The sequence below is a fragment of the Streptomyces sp. NPDC040432 genome (assembly GCF_055595445.1).
Genome location: NZ_JBVIVP010000026.1, coordinates 1 through 12721 on the forward strand (window position 1 = coordinate 1; position 12721 = coordinate 12721).

The following is a 12721-nucleotide window of genomic DNA, read 5'->3' on the forward strand; positions in this document are numbered from 1 at the left end:
ACCCTCCACCACACCCCCATCGGCGTCCTGCGCAGCACCCACCGCCCCGTCTACGACACCCTCATGGCCGACCAACTCGACACCGCCGTCGACCAACGGGGCAAGGGCGATCTGGCGACGCTGCTGGCGGGCTCCGACACCTGGACCGTCACCGAGTAGGCGGGCGGACGGCAGTACCGGCAGGCCGCGAACCGGCGGCCGGCACGACGAGGCCCGGACCCGTTACGGGGTCCGGGCCTCGTCGTGGGTCGCGCGGGCCTCGTCGTAGGCCGCGCGGGCGTCCTGGACCTCGGTGGTGCGGCGTTCCGTCCAGCGTGCGAGGGCCCACACCTGTTGGGCGGCCTCCCGGCCGAGTTCCGTCAGCGTGTAGTCGACGTGCGGCGGGATCACCGGGTGCGCGTGGCGCAGGACGAAACCGTCGCGCTCCAGCGTCCGGAGGGTCTGGGCGAGCATCTTCTCGCTGACGCCGCCCACTTCCCGGCGGAGTTCGCTGAAGCGGTGGGAGCGCTCGACGAGGGCGGCGAGCACGAGCACGCCCCAGCGGCTGGTGACGTGCTCCAGGATCCCGCGCGAGGGACACATCGGCGTCCGGACGTCGGCCGCTTTGCCGGGGGCGGTCACCGGGGTACCCGGGGTACTTACTTCCATGCCAGTACCTTACTTGAAAGTGGGTACTTTCCTATGGTTAGCGCTTTCCTTAGGGTGGTGTCACCCCCTTCGAACAGGAGCGCATCATGAGCATCGTCGTCACCGGAGCCACCGGGTCCCTGGGCCGCCTCGTCATCGAGGAGCTGCTGAGCCGGGTCCCCGCCGATCGCGTGGCCGCCGTCGTCCGTGACGAGGCGAAGGCCGCCGACCTCGCCGCGCGCGGCGTCGAGGTGCGGGTCGCCGACTACGACGACCCGGCGAGCCTGAACCGCGCCTTCCGGGCCGGGGACCGGGTCCTGCTGATCTCCGGCAACGAGGTCGGCCGCCGCGTCCCGCAGCACACCGCCGTGATCAAGGCCGCCGCGGCGGCCGGAGTCGCCCAGCTGGCGTACACGGGGATCCTCGGCGGGCCCGAGGCCGACTTCGACCTGGCGGCCGAGCACAAGGTCACCGAGCAGGCGATCCTCGATTCCGGGCTCCCCCACACCTTCCTGCGCAACGGTTGGTACCACGAGAACTACACCGCCCAGCTGCCCGGCGTCCTGGCGCACGGCGCCGTCGTCGGCAGCGCCGGCGAGGGCCGGATCGCCTCGGCGGCGCGCGCCGACTACGCGGCGGCGGCCGCTGTCGTGCTGACCGGCGACGGGCACCTGAACCGGGTCTACGAACTCTCCGGCGACACCGCCTGGAGCCTGGCGGAGTACGCCGGCGAGGTGGCCCGGCAGTCCGGCAAGGAGGTCGCGTACGCCTCGGTGACCGCCGACGAGCACCTGGCGGTCCTGACCGGCGCCGGAGTGCCCGAGGGGTTCGCCGCGATCCTGGTCGACGTGGACGCGGCCATCGCGCGCGGCCGGCTGGCCGGGACGAGCGGGGACCTGTCGCGGCTGATCGGCCGGCCGACGACCCCGGTGGCCGCCGCCGTCACCGCCGCCCTGGTCTGATCCCGGTCACCCACCGCCACCGGCCGGGGCGACCCGGCCGATCGGCCGTCCCACCCATCGAGATGTCATGAGTATCTCGCTTATACGGGCATGACATCGGACGCGTGCGGCGCTACCTTCATTGAGTTGTGAGATTGGCCTGAAGTAGCACTGGAGGACCCGTGAAGGCGGAGAACGAGCAGCGCACGGGATTGCTCTCCGGATTCGGCGCGTACGGCCTGTGGGGCCTCGTGCCCCTTTTCTGGCCACTGCTCAAGCCCTCGGGCGCGGTCGAAATCCTGGCCCACCGGATGGTGTGGTCACTGGCCGTCGTGGGGATAGCCCTGCTGGCGCTGCGCCGCTGGAGCTGGATGCGCGAGTTGGCGCGACAGCCGCGCAAGCTCGGGCTGACGGCGCTCGCGGCCTCCGTCATCAGCGTCAACTGGGGCCTGTACATCTGGGCGGTCAACAACGGGCAGGTCGTCGAGGCCAGCCTCGGCTACTTCATCAACCCGCTGGTCACCATCGCGATCGGCGTCCTGGTGCTCGGGGAGCGGCTGCGCCGGGCGCAGTGGGCGGCCGTCGGCATCGGATTCGCGGCCGTGGTCGTGCTCGCGGTCGGGTACGGGCGACCGCCGTGGATCTCGCTGGTCCTGGCCTTCTCCTTCGCCGCGTACGGGCTGATCAAGAAGAAGCTCGACATGGGCGGCCTGGAGTCGCTGACGGCGGAGACGGCCCTGCTGTTCCCGCCGGCCCTCGCCTACCTGCTGTGGCTGGGCGTCCAGGGCGACTCGACGTTCGCCACGGAGGGCCTGGGGCACTCGCTGTTGCTGGCCGCGACGGGCCTGGTCACCGCCATCCCGCTGGTGCTCTTCGGGGCGGCCGCGATCCGGGTGCCGCTGTCCACGCTGGGCCTGCTCCAGTACATGGCCCCGGTGTTCCAGTTCGGGCTCGGCGTCCTGTACTTCCACGAGGCGATGCCGCCCGAGCGCTGGGCGGGCTTCTCCCTGGTGTGGGCCGCCCTCGCGATCCTGACCTGGGACGCGCTGCGCACTTCCCGCAGGTCGCGGGCCCGACTGGCGGCCGCGGCGGCGACGGCGCTCGGCGCCGGCCCGCAGGAGATCCCGCAGGCGAGCCTCCGGGACGACACCCGCGAGACCCCCGCCGCCGGGCCCTCCGCGACCCTCTCCGAGGGGCCCGCCGGACCGTCCGCGCAGACCCGCGAACCGGCGTAACACCCTCCCCTTCGCCCACCCGATCCCCGGTACGGACCACCCGTACCGGGGATCGTCCGTTTTCCGAACCGCCCTGACCGGATTGTGGTCTTGACGGATTGTCATGCTCTCGCTGAACATCAGGCTCGCACTGACGCACTACAAGCTCACCTGCTCTATCCCCGCACGTTCCGTCTCATCCCCATACGGAATCCCGGAGCCCCCACATGAGCCTGTCCGTCTCCCGGCGCCTCGCCGCCGTGGCCGCGATCGCGGTCACCGGTCTGCTGGGCGCCACCGCCCCCTCCGCGCTCGCCGCACCCACGGCGGTCGCCGCGGCACCCACCCCGCCCGACATCCCGCTGGCCAACGTCAAGGCACACCTGACGCAGCTCTCGACGATCGCCGCCAACAACGGCGGCAACCGCGCGCACGGCCGGGCCGGGTACAAGGCGTCCATCGACTACGTGAAGGCCAAGCTGGACGCGGCCGGCTTCACCACCACGCTCCAGACCTTCACCTCCAGCGGTGCCACCGGCTACAACCTGATCGCCGACTGGCCGGGCGGTGACCCCAACTCGGTGCTGATGTCCGGCGCGCACCTGGACTCGGTGACCTCGGGCGCGGGCATCAACGACAACGGCTCGGGCAGCGCGGCGGTCCTGGAGACCGCCCTCGCCGTGTCCCGTGCCGGCCTCCAGCCGACGAAGCACCTGCGCTTCGGCTGGTGGGGTGCGGAGGAACTGGGCCTGGTCGGGTCGAAGTACTACGTGAACAACCTGCCGACCGCCGAGCGGGCCAAGTTCGCCGGGTACCTGAACTTCGACATGATCGGCTCTCCGAACCCGGGCTACTTCGTCTACGACGACGACCCGACCATCGAGCAGACGTTCAAGAACTACTACGCCGGCCTGGGCGTGCCGACGGAGATCGAGACCGAGGGCGACGGCCGCTCGGACCACGCGTCCTTCAAGAACGTCGGCATCCCCGTCGGCGGTCTGTTCACCGGCGCCAGCAACAGCAAGACGTCGGCGCAGGCGCAGAAGTGGGGCGGCACGGCCGGTCAGTCCTTCGACCGTTGCTACCACTCCTCCTGCGACAACACCGCGAACATCAACGACACCGCCCTGGACCGCAACGCGGACGCCATCGCCTACGCGGTCTGGAACCTCGGGGCGTCCACCCCGGTCCCGCCGGGCCCGTCCTTCGAGAACACGACGGACGTGAACATCCCGGACTCCCCCGCCGCCGGGGTGAACTCGCCGATCACGGTGTCCGGTGTCGCGGGCAACGCGCCCGCCACCACCAAGGTCGACGTGAACATCGTCCACACCTACCGCGGTGACCTCCAGATCGACCTGATCGCCCCCGACGGCACGGCGTACCGGCTGAAGAACTCCAACTCGGACTCCGCCGACAACGTCATCGCCTCGTACACGGTGAACGCGTCGAGCGAGGTGGCGAACGGCGTCTGGAAGCTCCAGGTCAAGGACGTGGCCGCGCAGGACGTCGGCTACATCAACAGCTGGAAGATCACCTTCTAGTGAAGGGTCCGGCGCCGCTCCCCACGGGGCGGCGCCGGCTCAGCACGTCCCGGGCCGGAAGCTACCCGTCCTCCGCGGTGGACCGCAGCGATGCGGGCAGCGGCTCCTGCATCCGGGCGCGCAGTTCCTGTGCGACGGCCCCGATGTCGGCGCGGCCGAGCTTCGCGGCCTCCACGAGGTCGCCGAGCTCCTCCGGGGTCGGCAGTTGTCTGGCCCCGGCCACCCGCAGGTACGAGCGGGTGGCCGCGGCCGCGTAGAACTCGTTCATCGGGGATTCGAGCGCGGGGCACACGGCCAGCGTGTGCAGGAACGCTGCGGCCCGCCAGGCGGTGTCGGGGGCGGGCTGCTCGGGCACCAGCACCAGGTCGTTCTGGTGCCGGGCGACGGCGGCGGCCACCCCGGAGGGGTCCCACACGGCGGGATCCGACGGCAGATGGTGGGCGAGCGCGGTCCAGGCCCACTCCATGGTGATCTTCAATTGCCGAACCGCTCCTGGAAGTAGCTCCAGTGATCCGCGAACTCCTCGATCCCGGTGAGGAACGACTTGCGGTCCTCGTCGAGTTCGCGTTCCGTCACCTCGGTGATCAGTGCGGTGACCGTCGTGCCCAGTGCCGCCGCGCGTGCCTTGAGGCGCTCGTGGAACTCTTCGTCCAGGCGAATGGTGACGTGTCTCGACATGGCCATCACGGTACAGCGGCCTTGCTGTACGCAGGAGGGGAACGGCAGAAGGGTGGCCCGGGACACAAGTCCCGGGCCACCCTTCGCGTTGTCGCCGTGCGCACCGATCGGGTGCGCGCGGACCGGCTACTTGGCGGAGTCGGCCGCCTTGACCAGCGCGTCCTTGGTGACGGCGCCGACGTAGACCTTGCCGTCGTCCGTGATCAGGGCGTTGACCAGGCGGGTCGACAGGACCCGGCCCTCGCCGAACTTCCCGGTGACCTTGTCACCGAGGGAGTTCAGGAACTGCTGGGCCTCCTTGGGAGCGTTCTTGTCCTTCTCCAGTTCCTTGAGGCCCTGGCCGGCGCCGGTGTCGATGCGGGCGACGGTGGCCCAGCCCTCGCCGAGGACCTTCACCTCGCCGTTGCCGCCGCCGGTCAGCGCGTCGAGGCCGGGGAAGGACTCCAGCGCCTTGAACTCCTTGCCGTGCTCCTCGCCCTTGCCCTCCAGGCCCTCGGTCACCTTGGCGCCCTTGGGCGGGGTGAACGCGAAGGTGTCGGCGGACGGCTTCGCGAAGTCGACCTTGGTGAAGCCCGCGTCGACGATGGGCTTGCCGCCCTGGCTGGAGAGCAGCTGGACGCGCAGCGGGACGCCGTTCTCGGCGTCGACCGCGATCTGTACCGAGCCGACCGTGGAGCCGGCCTGCTTGGGCTTGAGGACCAGCTGGTAGGCGTCGCGGCCGGCGACCTGCGCGGTGTCGCCGACGCTGATGTCGGTGGTCGGGCCGGCTGCCTTGAGGATCTCCTGGGCCATCTGCTGCGGGGAGCCCGCGAGCTTGTCGGCCGACCTGTGCTCGGTGCCCTTGCCGGCGCCCTCGGGGTCCTTCTCGTGGAAGACCTCGTTGGACTTCGAGTCGTAGCCCCAGACGTCGGCGCCGTTGTGGATGAGGCTGTACTCGTCCTTGCCGTCGAGGAAGGTGAGCTTCTGGCGGTCCGGGCCGTCCGCGGCGACGCGGAAGGTGTGCGAGCCGTTCGCCAGCTGCGCGAGCTTGTCCTGCGGATCGGCCGAGCCGCCGGTGACGCCACCGCCGCCGAGGAGGCCGGAGGCGATGGTCGGCAGGCCCAGGTCGGTGGTCAGCTTCGCGGTGCCGGAGAGCTGCTCGACGTCGGAAGCGGCCACCTTCTCGATGAGCTGCTGCGCGGTGACCTTGGGGAGATCGGGTCCGCCGGCGTTGGCGAAGGCGGGGACCATCGCGACGGTCGCCACCGCGATGCCCACCACCGCGACCGGTACGGCGTACCGTGCGGCCTTCCCTGAGGTCTTCGTGTTCGCTGCCATGTCAGTGCCCTGCCCTCTGTGTCGTCGGCGGCGACCCCCGTGTCGCCGCGCTCACCCGGTCCGGTGGGGTTCGATGTCTCCATCTGACCAAATCGGGGCTCCCGGGGCGTCAGCCCCCGGAGCCAACTCCGCGTACGACCGTGGGATGACACCGGACGGGCCCTCCTCCCCCGACCCGTAGGGGTCGGTCCGGGGGGAGGGAACCGCTCCGCCGGCGTGGGCGCGGACCGCCCCGGGGCGGCCCGGCGTCAGCCGGCGCGGTGGACCACCGCGTCGCACAGTTCTTCCAGCGCGGACTTCGCGAAGCACTCCGGCAGCGGGGCCAGGGTGGCCCGCGCGTCCTCCGCGTAGCGGATGGTGTCGCGGCGGGCCTGCTCCAGCGCGGGGTGGACCCGCAGCCGGGCGAGGACCTCGGCGTGCCGGGCGTCGTCCGTGAGGTCGCCGTCGAGGAGCTCGACGAGTTCCAGGTCCTCGGGGCGGCCATCGCGCTCGGCCATTTCCCGCAACCGCAGCACGGGCAGGGTGGGAATGCCCTCGCGCAGGTCGGTGCCGGGGGTCTTGCCGGACTCGTGGGAGTCGGAGGCGATGTCGAGGACGTCGTCGGCGAGCTGGAAGGCGGTGCCGAGCCGCTCGCCGTACTGGGTGAGGATGTCGACGACGGCCTCGTCGGCGCCGGCCATCAGCGCGCCGAACCGGCCGGAGACCGCGATCAGCGAGCCGGTCTTGCCGGCGATGACGTCGAGGTAGTGCGCGACCGGGTCGCGCCCGTCGCGCGGGCCGGCCGTCTCCAGGATCTGGCCGGTGACGAGCCGCTCGAAGGCCTCGGCCTGGATGCGCACGGCCTCCGGTCCGAGGTCGGCCAGGATGTGGGAGGCGCGGGCGAAGAGGAAGTCACCCGTCAGGACGGCGACGGAGTTGCCCCAGCGGGCGTTGGCGCTCTCCACCCCGCGGCGCACGTCGGCCTCGTCCATGACGTCGTCGTGGTAGAGCGTGGCCAGGTGCGTGAGCTCCACGACCACCGCGGACGGCACGATTCCGGGGGCGTAGGGGTCCCCGAAGCGGGACGCGAGCATCACGAGCAGCGGGCGGAACCGCTTGCCACCCGCTTTCACCAGGTGTTGTGCGGCCTCGGTGATAAAGGGGACTTCGCTCTTGGTGGCTTCCAGCAGACCCGCCTCGACGGCGGCCAGTCCGGCCTGGACATCGGTCTCAAGAGCCTGGTCCCGCACGCTCAGTCCGAACGGCCCGACGACGGTCACGAGGGGTACTCCTGTCTGCTGACGATCACCTTGACGATCACATGGATTGTCGATGTGTCGCTGCCATCACTCAAGCCAGCGTATCCGGTCCGTTTTCGATCACCCAGAGCGCCTGTCCGGCCGCCACGCGCGCATCGCCCGATCCACCCCGGTATGTTCAGTGGAAGTCGAAACAACCGGAGAATCTGTTTTGTCCAGAATCACGACCGATATGGACGGGCCCGACCCGGAGGCGGACCAGCCGCCGCCCGGTGACGACCACGCCTTCCTGGGACACCCCAGGGGGCTGGCCACCCTGTCCGGGCTGGAAGTCTGGGAGCGGTTCTCCTTCCTCGGCATGCAGGCCATCCTCGTCCTCTACTTCGCGGACACGGTCGCGAACGGCGGCCTGGGCATGGACCCGGGCAGCGCGGCCTCCGTCGCGGCGGCGTACGGGACCATGGTCTACCTCGTCTCGGTGGCCGGCGGATGGCTCGCCGACCGGATCCTCGGTTCCTACCGCGCGGTCCTCTACGGCGGCATCCTGATCGCCTGCGGCCATTACGCCATGGCCGTGCCCACCGCCGCCATGACCTGGGTCGGACTCGGCCTGATCAGTGCGGGCACCGGCCTCCTCAAGCCCAACGTGGCCAGCATGGTCGGCAAGCTGTACCGCACCGACGACGAGCGGCGCGACGCCGGATTCGCCCTCTACTACATGGGCATCAACATCGGCGCCTTCGCCGGACCGCTGATCACCGCCTGGCTCGGGGAGCGCGAGGGCTGGCACTGGGGCTTCTCCGCCGCCGCCATCGGCATGACCTTCGGGCTGATCCAGTACGTGCTCGGGCGCCGCCATCTGGCGGGACGGAAACACTCGGCCGAGTTCGCCCTCGCCCCGGACGCGATGCGCGCCGCCGTGTGGAGGATCGTCGGCGGCTGCGTCGCGTTCGCCGTCATCGCCACCCTCCTGGCCGCTATCGGCTGGTTGACGATGGCCCGTTTCGTCGACGTGCTGACCCTCGTGTCGGTGATCGCGCCGGTCGTCTACTTCGCGGTCATGTTCCGCAGTCCCCGCGTCACGGCCGAGGAACGCGGCCGGCTGCGCCCGTACGTGGTGCTCTTCCTGGCCTCGGTCGCCTTCAACTTCATCCTGTTCCAGGCGTACTCGACGATGATGTTGCTGGCCTCCACCAACGCCCGCACCACCATCCTCGGCTTCGACTTCCCCGCCGGCTGGTACGCCTCCGCGCTCGGCGCCTTCGAGGTGGCGCTGGCGCCCGTGGTGGCCGCCCTGTGGGTCCGGATGGGGCGCCGGCAGCCGCACGCCTCCAACAAGATCGCCATCGGGGTGATCCTGGGCGGCCTGTCGTTCCTGCTGATGGTCATCCCCACCTCGGGCCACGCCGACGAGACGTACAAGATGGCCGCCTGGTGGATCGTCGGCTCGTACCTGTTGCTGGGGCTCGGCGACGTTCTGCTGGAGACCTCCGGCATGTCGGCCACCACGAAGCTCGCCCCCAAGGCGTACGCGAGCCAGACCATGGCGCTGTGGTTCCTCTCGCTGGCCCTGGCCAACGGCATCCAGGCCCAGGTCGTCAAGCTCTACGACCAGGTGTCCCACCCCGTCTACTTCGGCGTCAACGGCGCCATCGCCGTCGCGGCGGGCCTGGTCGTGGTCGCGCTGGCGCCCTGGCTGCGCCGCACCATGCACCCCGTCCACTGAGGCGCCGCACCCCGTCCACCGAAAGGGGCCCGACCACCGATGATCATCCGTACCGAGTTCCCGTACGGGACCACCCACGAGGACGTCCGGATCCCACTGCCGGACGGGGTGGAGCTGTACGCGCGGATCTGGCGCCCGGTGACGGACGAGCCCGTCCCCGCGCTGCTGGAGTACCTCCCGTACCGGCTGACCGACTGGACGGCGCCCCGTGACCGCCAGCGCCACCCCTGGTACGCGGGGCACGGCTACGCCTCGGTCCGCGTCGACGTGCGGGGCCACGGGTGCAGCGGCGGCCTCCCGGGCGACGAGTACGACGCGCGGGAGCTCGCCGACGGGGTCGCCGTGGTGGAGTGGCTGGCGGCGCAGCCGTGGTGCACGGGCGCGGTCGGCATGTTCGGGATCTCCTGGGGCGGCTTCAACAGCCTCCAGATCGCGGCGCTGGCCCCGCCGGCCCTGAAGGCGGTGGTCACCGTCTGCTCGACCGACGACCGCTTCGACAACGACGTGCATTACATGGGCGGCTCCGTGCTGGCCGTGGACATGCACGCGTGGGCGGCGACGATGCTGGCCTTCGCCGCCCGGCCGCCGGACCCGCTGTTCGTCGGCGACGGCTGGCGCGAGCAGTGGCTGGACCGGCTGACCGCCGTCGAGCCGCTCGTGCACACCTGGCTGGCCCACCAGACCCGTGACGCCTACTGGCGTCACGGCAGCGTCTGCGAGGACTACGGGGCGGTGAAGGCCGCCGTGCTGGCCGTCGGCGGCTGGCACGACCCCTACCGGGACACGGTCCTGCGGCTCGTCGAGAACCTCCCGTCCGGCCGCGTCCGGGGCCTGATCGGCCCCTGGTCGCACCAGTACCCGGACCGGGGGCTGCCGCCCGGCCCGGCGATCGGCTTCCTCCAGGAGACCCTGCGCTGGTGGGACCACTGGCTGCGCGGCGACGACAACGGCGTCATGGACGAACCCCTGCTGCGCGCCTGGATCAGCGACTCCCACCCGCCGGCCACCGTCTACGAGCGGCTGCCGGGCCGCTGGGTGGGCGAGCGGGCCTGGCCGTCCCCGACGGTCGTCCCCGTCTCGTACGGGCTCCAGGGTCCGCCCGTCGTCGTGGCCTCGCCGCAGCACACCGGGCTGGACGCGGGCCGCTTCTTCCCCTTCGGCAACGACGCCGACCTGCCGCCGGACCAGCGCGAGGAGGACGCCAAGTCGGGGTGCTTCGAGTTCCCCGTCGGGGCGGGCGAGCCGGTGGAGATCCTCGGCAGGCCCTCGGTGACGCTGCGCCTGCGCATGGAGGTCCCGTACGGGCAGGTCGTGGCCCGGCTGTGCGACGTCGCCCCCGACGGTTCCTCGACGCTGGTCACCCGGGGCGCGCTGAACCTGTCGGCCCGCCACGGCCGGGACCGGGCCGCGCCGTGGACCCCGGGCGCGACCGAGGACGTCACCTTCGAGCTGAACGGCATCGGGCACGCGTTCCCGCCCGGGCACCGGATCCGGCTCGCGGTGTCGTCCGCGTACTGGCCGTGGATCTGGCCCCGCGCGGGTTCGGAGGCCGGCTGGACCCTCGACCCGGTGGGCAGCACGCTGGAGCTCCCCGTGCGGTCGGGATCCGCCCGGGAGGAGGACATCGTCTTCGAGGCCCCGGAACAGGCCGAACCGCTGGCCGTGTCCTACCCGGAGACCCTGGAGGCGCCCCGCCCGGAACGCCTGGTCGTACGGGACGTCGCGGAGGGCGCCTGGCGACTGGAGGTGGACCCGCGGTACGGCGGCACCCGGGTGTACCCGGACGGGCTGGTGTACGAGGAGGACGCGCGGGAGGTGTACGAGATCCGCGACGGTGACGCCCTGTCCGCCCGGACCCTTTCGGAGTGGCGCGTCCGGCTGCACCGCCCGGAACTGGGCTGGGACACCCACGTCGACACCCGTTCGGAGATCACCTGCGACGAGGGCGGTTTCCTCACCTCGAACGAGATCGTCTGCCGCGAGGGCGACGAGGTCGTCTTCCACCGCACTTGGAAACGCCGCCTGCCGCGCGCGGCGGGCTGACGGATCGGGCCCCGGGTGGCATGGCGCCCCCGGGGCCCGCTCGATGCTCAGACGGCCTTGACGCCGTCCACGAACGCGGCGAACGCGACAGCGGTGAAGCCCAGCACGGGACTGTCGGCGTGCTTGGAGTCCCGGACGGGGACGATTCCGCGCGAGGCGACGAGGTTGGTGGCGACCTCGACGCAGGCGCCGCCGTTTTCGCTGTACGAGGACGTGAACCAGCGGGGGGATTCGGTCATCGTCGCCACGTGCCCTTCGGTTGGTCAGACGGCCTTGACGCCGTCCACGAAAGCAGAGAACGCGGCAGCGGTGAAGCCGAGTTCCGGACCGTCGGCGTGCTTGGAGTCCCGGACGGGGACGATTCCGCGCGAGGCGACGAGGTTGGTGGCGACCTCGACGCACTGGCCGCCGTTGTTGCTGTAGGAGGACGTGAACCAGCGGGGGGATTCGGTCGTCACGACGTGCCCTTTCTAAGCTGATCGATCATGGCCACAGAAGCCGCCTGCGTGTGCGCTTCGGCCTGGAGTTGATGGTAGGCCGTCAGCATGGGGACCACCGCGTTGTTATCCCGCTCCAGATGGCCCCGTTGGGCGGATTCCGCGTAGGACATGATCGACCGGTCCACCAGCGTCAGCACGGTCACGGGTAGATCGAACGGTCTCCGCTCCCCCATGTCGAACGGCGCCACCTGGAGCACCGTGTTCGGCAGTTCGGCGAATTCGAGCAGCCGTGTGAACTGGTCCCGCATCAGGGCGGATCCACCGAGGGGCCGCCGGATGCAGCTCTCGTCGAGCACCGCGAGGATCAGCGGCGGAGGAGTGCGGAGCAGCACGGCCTGCCGGTCCGCGACGACGGCGATCCGCTCGGCCGCGTGATCGGCGGTGATGGCACCCCTCTTGACCGCGCTCTCCGCGAGCACCGTCGCGTACTCCGGCGTCTGGAGCAGACCCGGTATGACGCCCACCTCGTACAGGCGAATCTCCACCGCCCGGCTCTCGTAGCCGAGGAACTCCGGGAAGCCCTCCAGCAGGACGCCGTGCCGGATCTCGCGCCACTCGCGCTCGAACGATTTTTCGCCCTGACCGGTGCCGAAGACCTCGTCGGCACTGCGCGAGAAACGCACAGTCGGCACTTTCCGCCCGGTTTCGACAGCTGACACGTGCGTACTGGAGTACCCCAGCCGCCCGCCCAGGGCCTCCTGCGTCCACCCCCGTTCCTCGCGCGAGCTGCGCAGACGCGCCCCGAAGGCCGCCCGGGGGTCGCGTTCGGGGTTCAACTCCTTGCGGTTCAAGGGCTCCTGACCAATCTTCCGTTCCATTTCGACAAGTTGAAGCCTCCCCCGGCCAGGGCCATCCTGAACCCGATCGGTAGCGAATCGACTACGGAGAGGAAC

At 70.9% G+C, this 12721-nt stretch carries 13 protein-coding genes and 1 pseudogene; 6 read left to right on the forward strand and 8 right to left on the reverse strand.

Features of this window, described 5'->3' with window-relative positions; all coding sequences use genetic code 11:
* Window positions 1-159 (forward strand): annotated as a pseudogene (locus ACZ58N_RS33155) (2-oxoacid:ferredoxin oxidoreductase subunit beta); the annotation flags it as partial.
* Window positions 160-222: 63 nt separating this feature from the next.
* Here the strand turns inward: ACZ58N_RS33155 and ACZ58N_RS33160 are convergent.
* Window positions 223-648 carry a winged helix-turn-helix transcriptional regulator gene (locus tag ACZ58N_RS33160; RefSeq protein ID WP_471167561.1) on the reverse strand — a complete coding sequence of 142 codons (426 nt, stop codon included), beginning with the start codon at window positions 646-648 and terminating at the stop codon, window positions 223-225.
* Window positions 649-734: 86 nt separating this feature from the next.
* Between ACZ58N_RS33160 and ACZ58N_RS33165 the strand changes: the two genes are divergently transcribed.
* The 3 genes from ACZ58N_RS33165 to ACZ58N_RS33175 all read left to right on the forward strand — a co-directional run bounded on the left by ACZ58N_RS33165 (window position 735) and on the right by ACZ58N_RS33175 (window position 4326).
* Entirely contained in the window at window positions 735-1589 is an 855-nt protein-coding gene (locus ACZ58N_RS33165; protein WP_471167563.1) for an SDR family oxidoreductase, read from the forward strand.
* Between the two features lie 161 nt (window positions 1590-1750).
* A complete protein-coding gene (gene rarD / locus ACZ58N_RS33170) occupies window positions 1751-2803 on the forward strand; it encodes an EamA family transporter RarD (protein WP_471167566.1) in 1053 nt (350 codons plus the stop codon).
* A 206-nt stretch (window positions 2804-3009) separates the two neighbouring features.
* The gene (locus ACZ58N_RS33175; protein WP_471167568.1) at window positions 3010-4326 is read left to right on the forward strand and encodes a M28 family metallopeptidase; all 1317 of its coding nucleotides are present in this window, start codon (window positions 3010-3012) and stop codon (window positions 4324-4326) included.
* A 61-nt stretch (window positions 4327-4387) separates the two neighbouring features.
* Here the strand turns inward: ACZ58N_RS33175 and ACZ58N_RS33180 are convergent, their stop codons facing one another.
* The 4 genes from ACZ58N_RS33180 to ACZ58N_RS33195 all read right to left on the reverse strand — a co-directional run bounded on the left by ACZ58N_RS33180 (window position 4388) and on the right by ACZ58N_RS33195 (window position 7580).
* A complete protein-coding gene (locus ACZ58N_RS33180) occupies window positions 4388-4804 on the reverse strand; it encodes a hypothetical protein (RefSeq protein ID WP_471167571.1) in 417 nt (138 codons plus the stop codon).
* Window positions 4801-5004, reverse strand: coding sequence for a hypothetical protein (locus ACZ58N_RS33185; protein ID WP_389710834.1), 204 nt, complete (start codon window positions 5002-5004; stop codon window positions 4801-4803). The genes ACZ58N_RS33180 and ACZ58N_RS33185 overlap by 4 nt, the downstream gene beginning before the upstream one ends.
* 126 nt (window positions 5005-5130) lie before the next feature.
* A complete protein-coding gene (locus tag ACZ58N_RS33190; protein ID WP_471167574.1) occupies window positions 5131-6321 on the reverse strand; it encodes a LolA family protein in 1191 nt (396 codons plus the stop codon).
* A gap of 248 nt (window positions 6322-6569) precedes the next feature.
* Window positions 6570-7580 (reverse strand): polyprenyl synthetase family protein, encoded by a 1011-nt coding sequence (locus ACZ58N_RS33195; RefSeq protein WP_471167577.1) that lies wholly within the window; start codon window positions 7578-7580, stop codon window positions 6570-6572.
* 211 nt (window positions 7581-7791) lie between these two features.
* On the opposite strand from ACZ58N_RS33195, the gene ACZ58N_RS33200 reads away from it, so the two are divergent.
* Entirely contained in the window at window positions 7792-9285 is a 1494-nt protein-coding gene (locus ACZ58N_RS33200; RefSeq protein ID WP_471167579.1) for a peptide MFS transporter, read from the forward strand.
* 39 nt (window positions 9286-9324) lie between these two features.
* Window positions 9325-11328 carry a CocE/NonD family hydrolase gene (locus ACZ58N_RS33205; protein WP_471167582.1) on the forward strand — a complete coding sequence of 668 codons (2004 nt, stop codon included), beginning with the start codon at window positions 9325-9327 and terminating at the stop codon, window positions 11326-11328.
* Between the two features lie 47 nt (window positions 11329-11375).
* Here ACZ58N_RS33205 and ACZ58N_RS33210 read toward each other — a convergent pair whose 3' ends face one another.
* Genes ACZ58N_RS33210 through ACZ58N_RS33220 form a run of 3 tightly spaced genes read right to left on the reverse strand, consistent with a single transcriptional unit; the run spans window position 11376 to window position 12646 of the window.
* A complete protein-coding gene (locus tag ACZ58N_RS33210) occupies window positions 11376-11567 on the reverse strand; it encodes a DUF397 domain-containing protein (RefSeq protein WP_471167584.1) in 192 nt (63 codons plus the stop codon).
* 24 nt (window positions 11568-11591) lie between these two features.
* The gene (locus ACZ58N_RS33215; RefSeq protein WP_471167587.1) at window positions 11592-11786 is read right to left on the reverse strand and encodes a DUF397 domain-containing protein; all 195 of its coding nucleotides are present in this window, start codon (window positions 11784-11786) and stop codon (window positions 11592-11594) included.
* Window positions 11783-12646: a helix-turn-helix domain-containing protein gene (locus ACZ58N_RS33220; RefSeq protein ID WP_471167589.1), complete on the reverse strand. Its 864-nt coding sequence runs from the start codon at window positions 12644-12646 to the stop codon at window positions 11783-11785. Before ACZ58N_RS33220 ends, ACZ58N_RS33215 begins: the two co-directional genes overlap by 4 nt.
* Window positions 12647-12721 lie beyond the last annotated feature (75 nt).

Coding starts and splice junctions, on each gene's coding strand:
- ACZ58N_RS33160 (WP_471167561.1), bottom strand. CDS start 648: ATGGAAGTAAGTACCCCGGGTACCCCGGTGACCGCCCCCGGCAAAGCG.
- ACZ58N_RS33165 (WP_471167563.1), top strand. CDS start 735: ATGAGCATCGTCGTCACCGGAGCCACCGGGTCCCTGGGCCGCCTCGTC.
- ACZ58N_RS33175 (WP_471167568.1), top strand. CDS start 3,010: ATGAGCCTGTCCGTCTCCCGGCGCCTCGCCGCCGTGGCCGCGATCGCG.
- ACZ58N_RS33185 (WP_389710834.1), bottom strand. CDS start 5,004: ATGTCGAGACACGTCACCATTCGCCTGGACGAAGAGTTCCACGAGCGC.
- ACZ58N_RS33190 (WP_471167574.1), bottom strand. CDS start 6,321: ATGGCAGCGAACACGAAGACCTCAGGGAAGGCCGCACGGTACGCCGTA.
- ACZ58N_RS33200 (WP_471167579.1), top strand. CDS start 7,792: ATGGACGGGCCCGACCCGGAGGCGGACCAGCCGCCGCCCGGTGACGAC.
- ACZ58N_RS33205 (WP_471167582.1), top strand. CDS start 9,325: ATGATCATCCGTACCGAGTTCCCGTACGGGACCACCCACGAGGACGTC.
- ACZ58N_RS33210 (WP_471167584.1), bottom strand. CDS start 11,567: ATGACCGAATCCCCCCGCTGGTTCACGTCCTCGTACAGCGAAAACGGC.
- ACZ58N_RS33220 (WP_471167589.1), bottom strand. CDS start 12,646: ATGGAACGGAAGATTGGTCAGGAGCCCTTGAACCGCAAGGAGTTGAAC.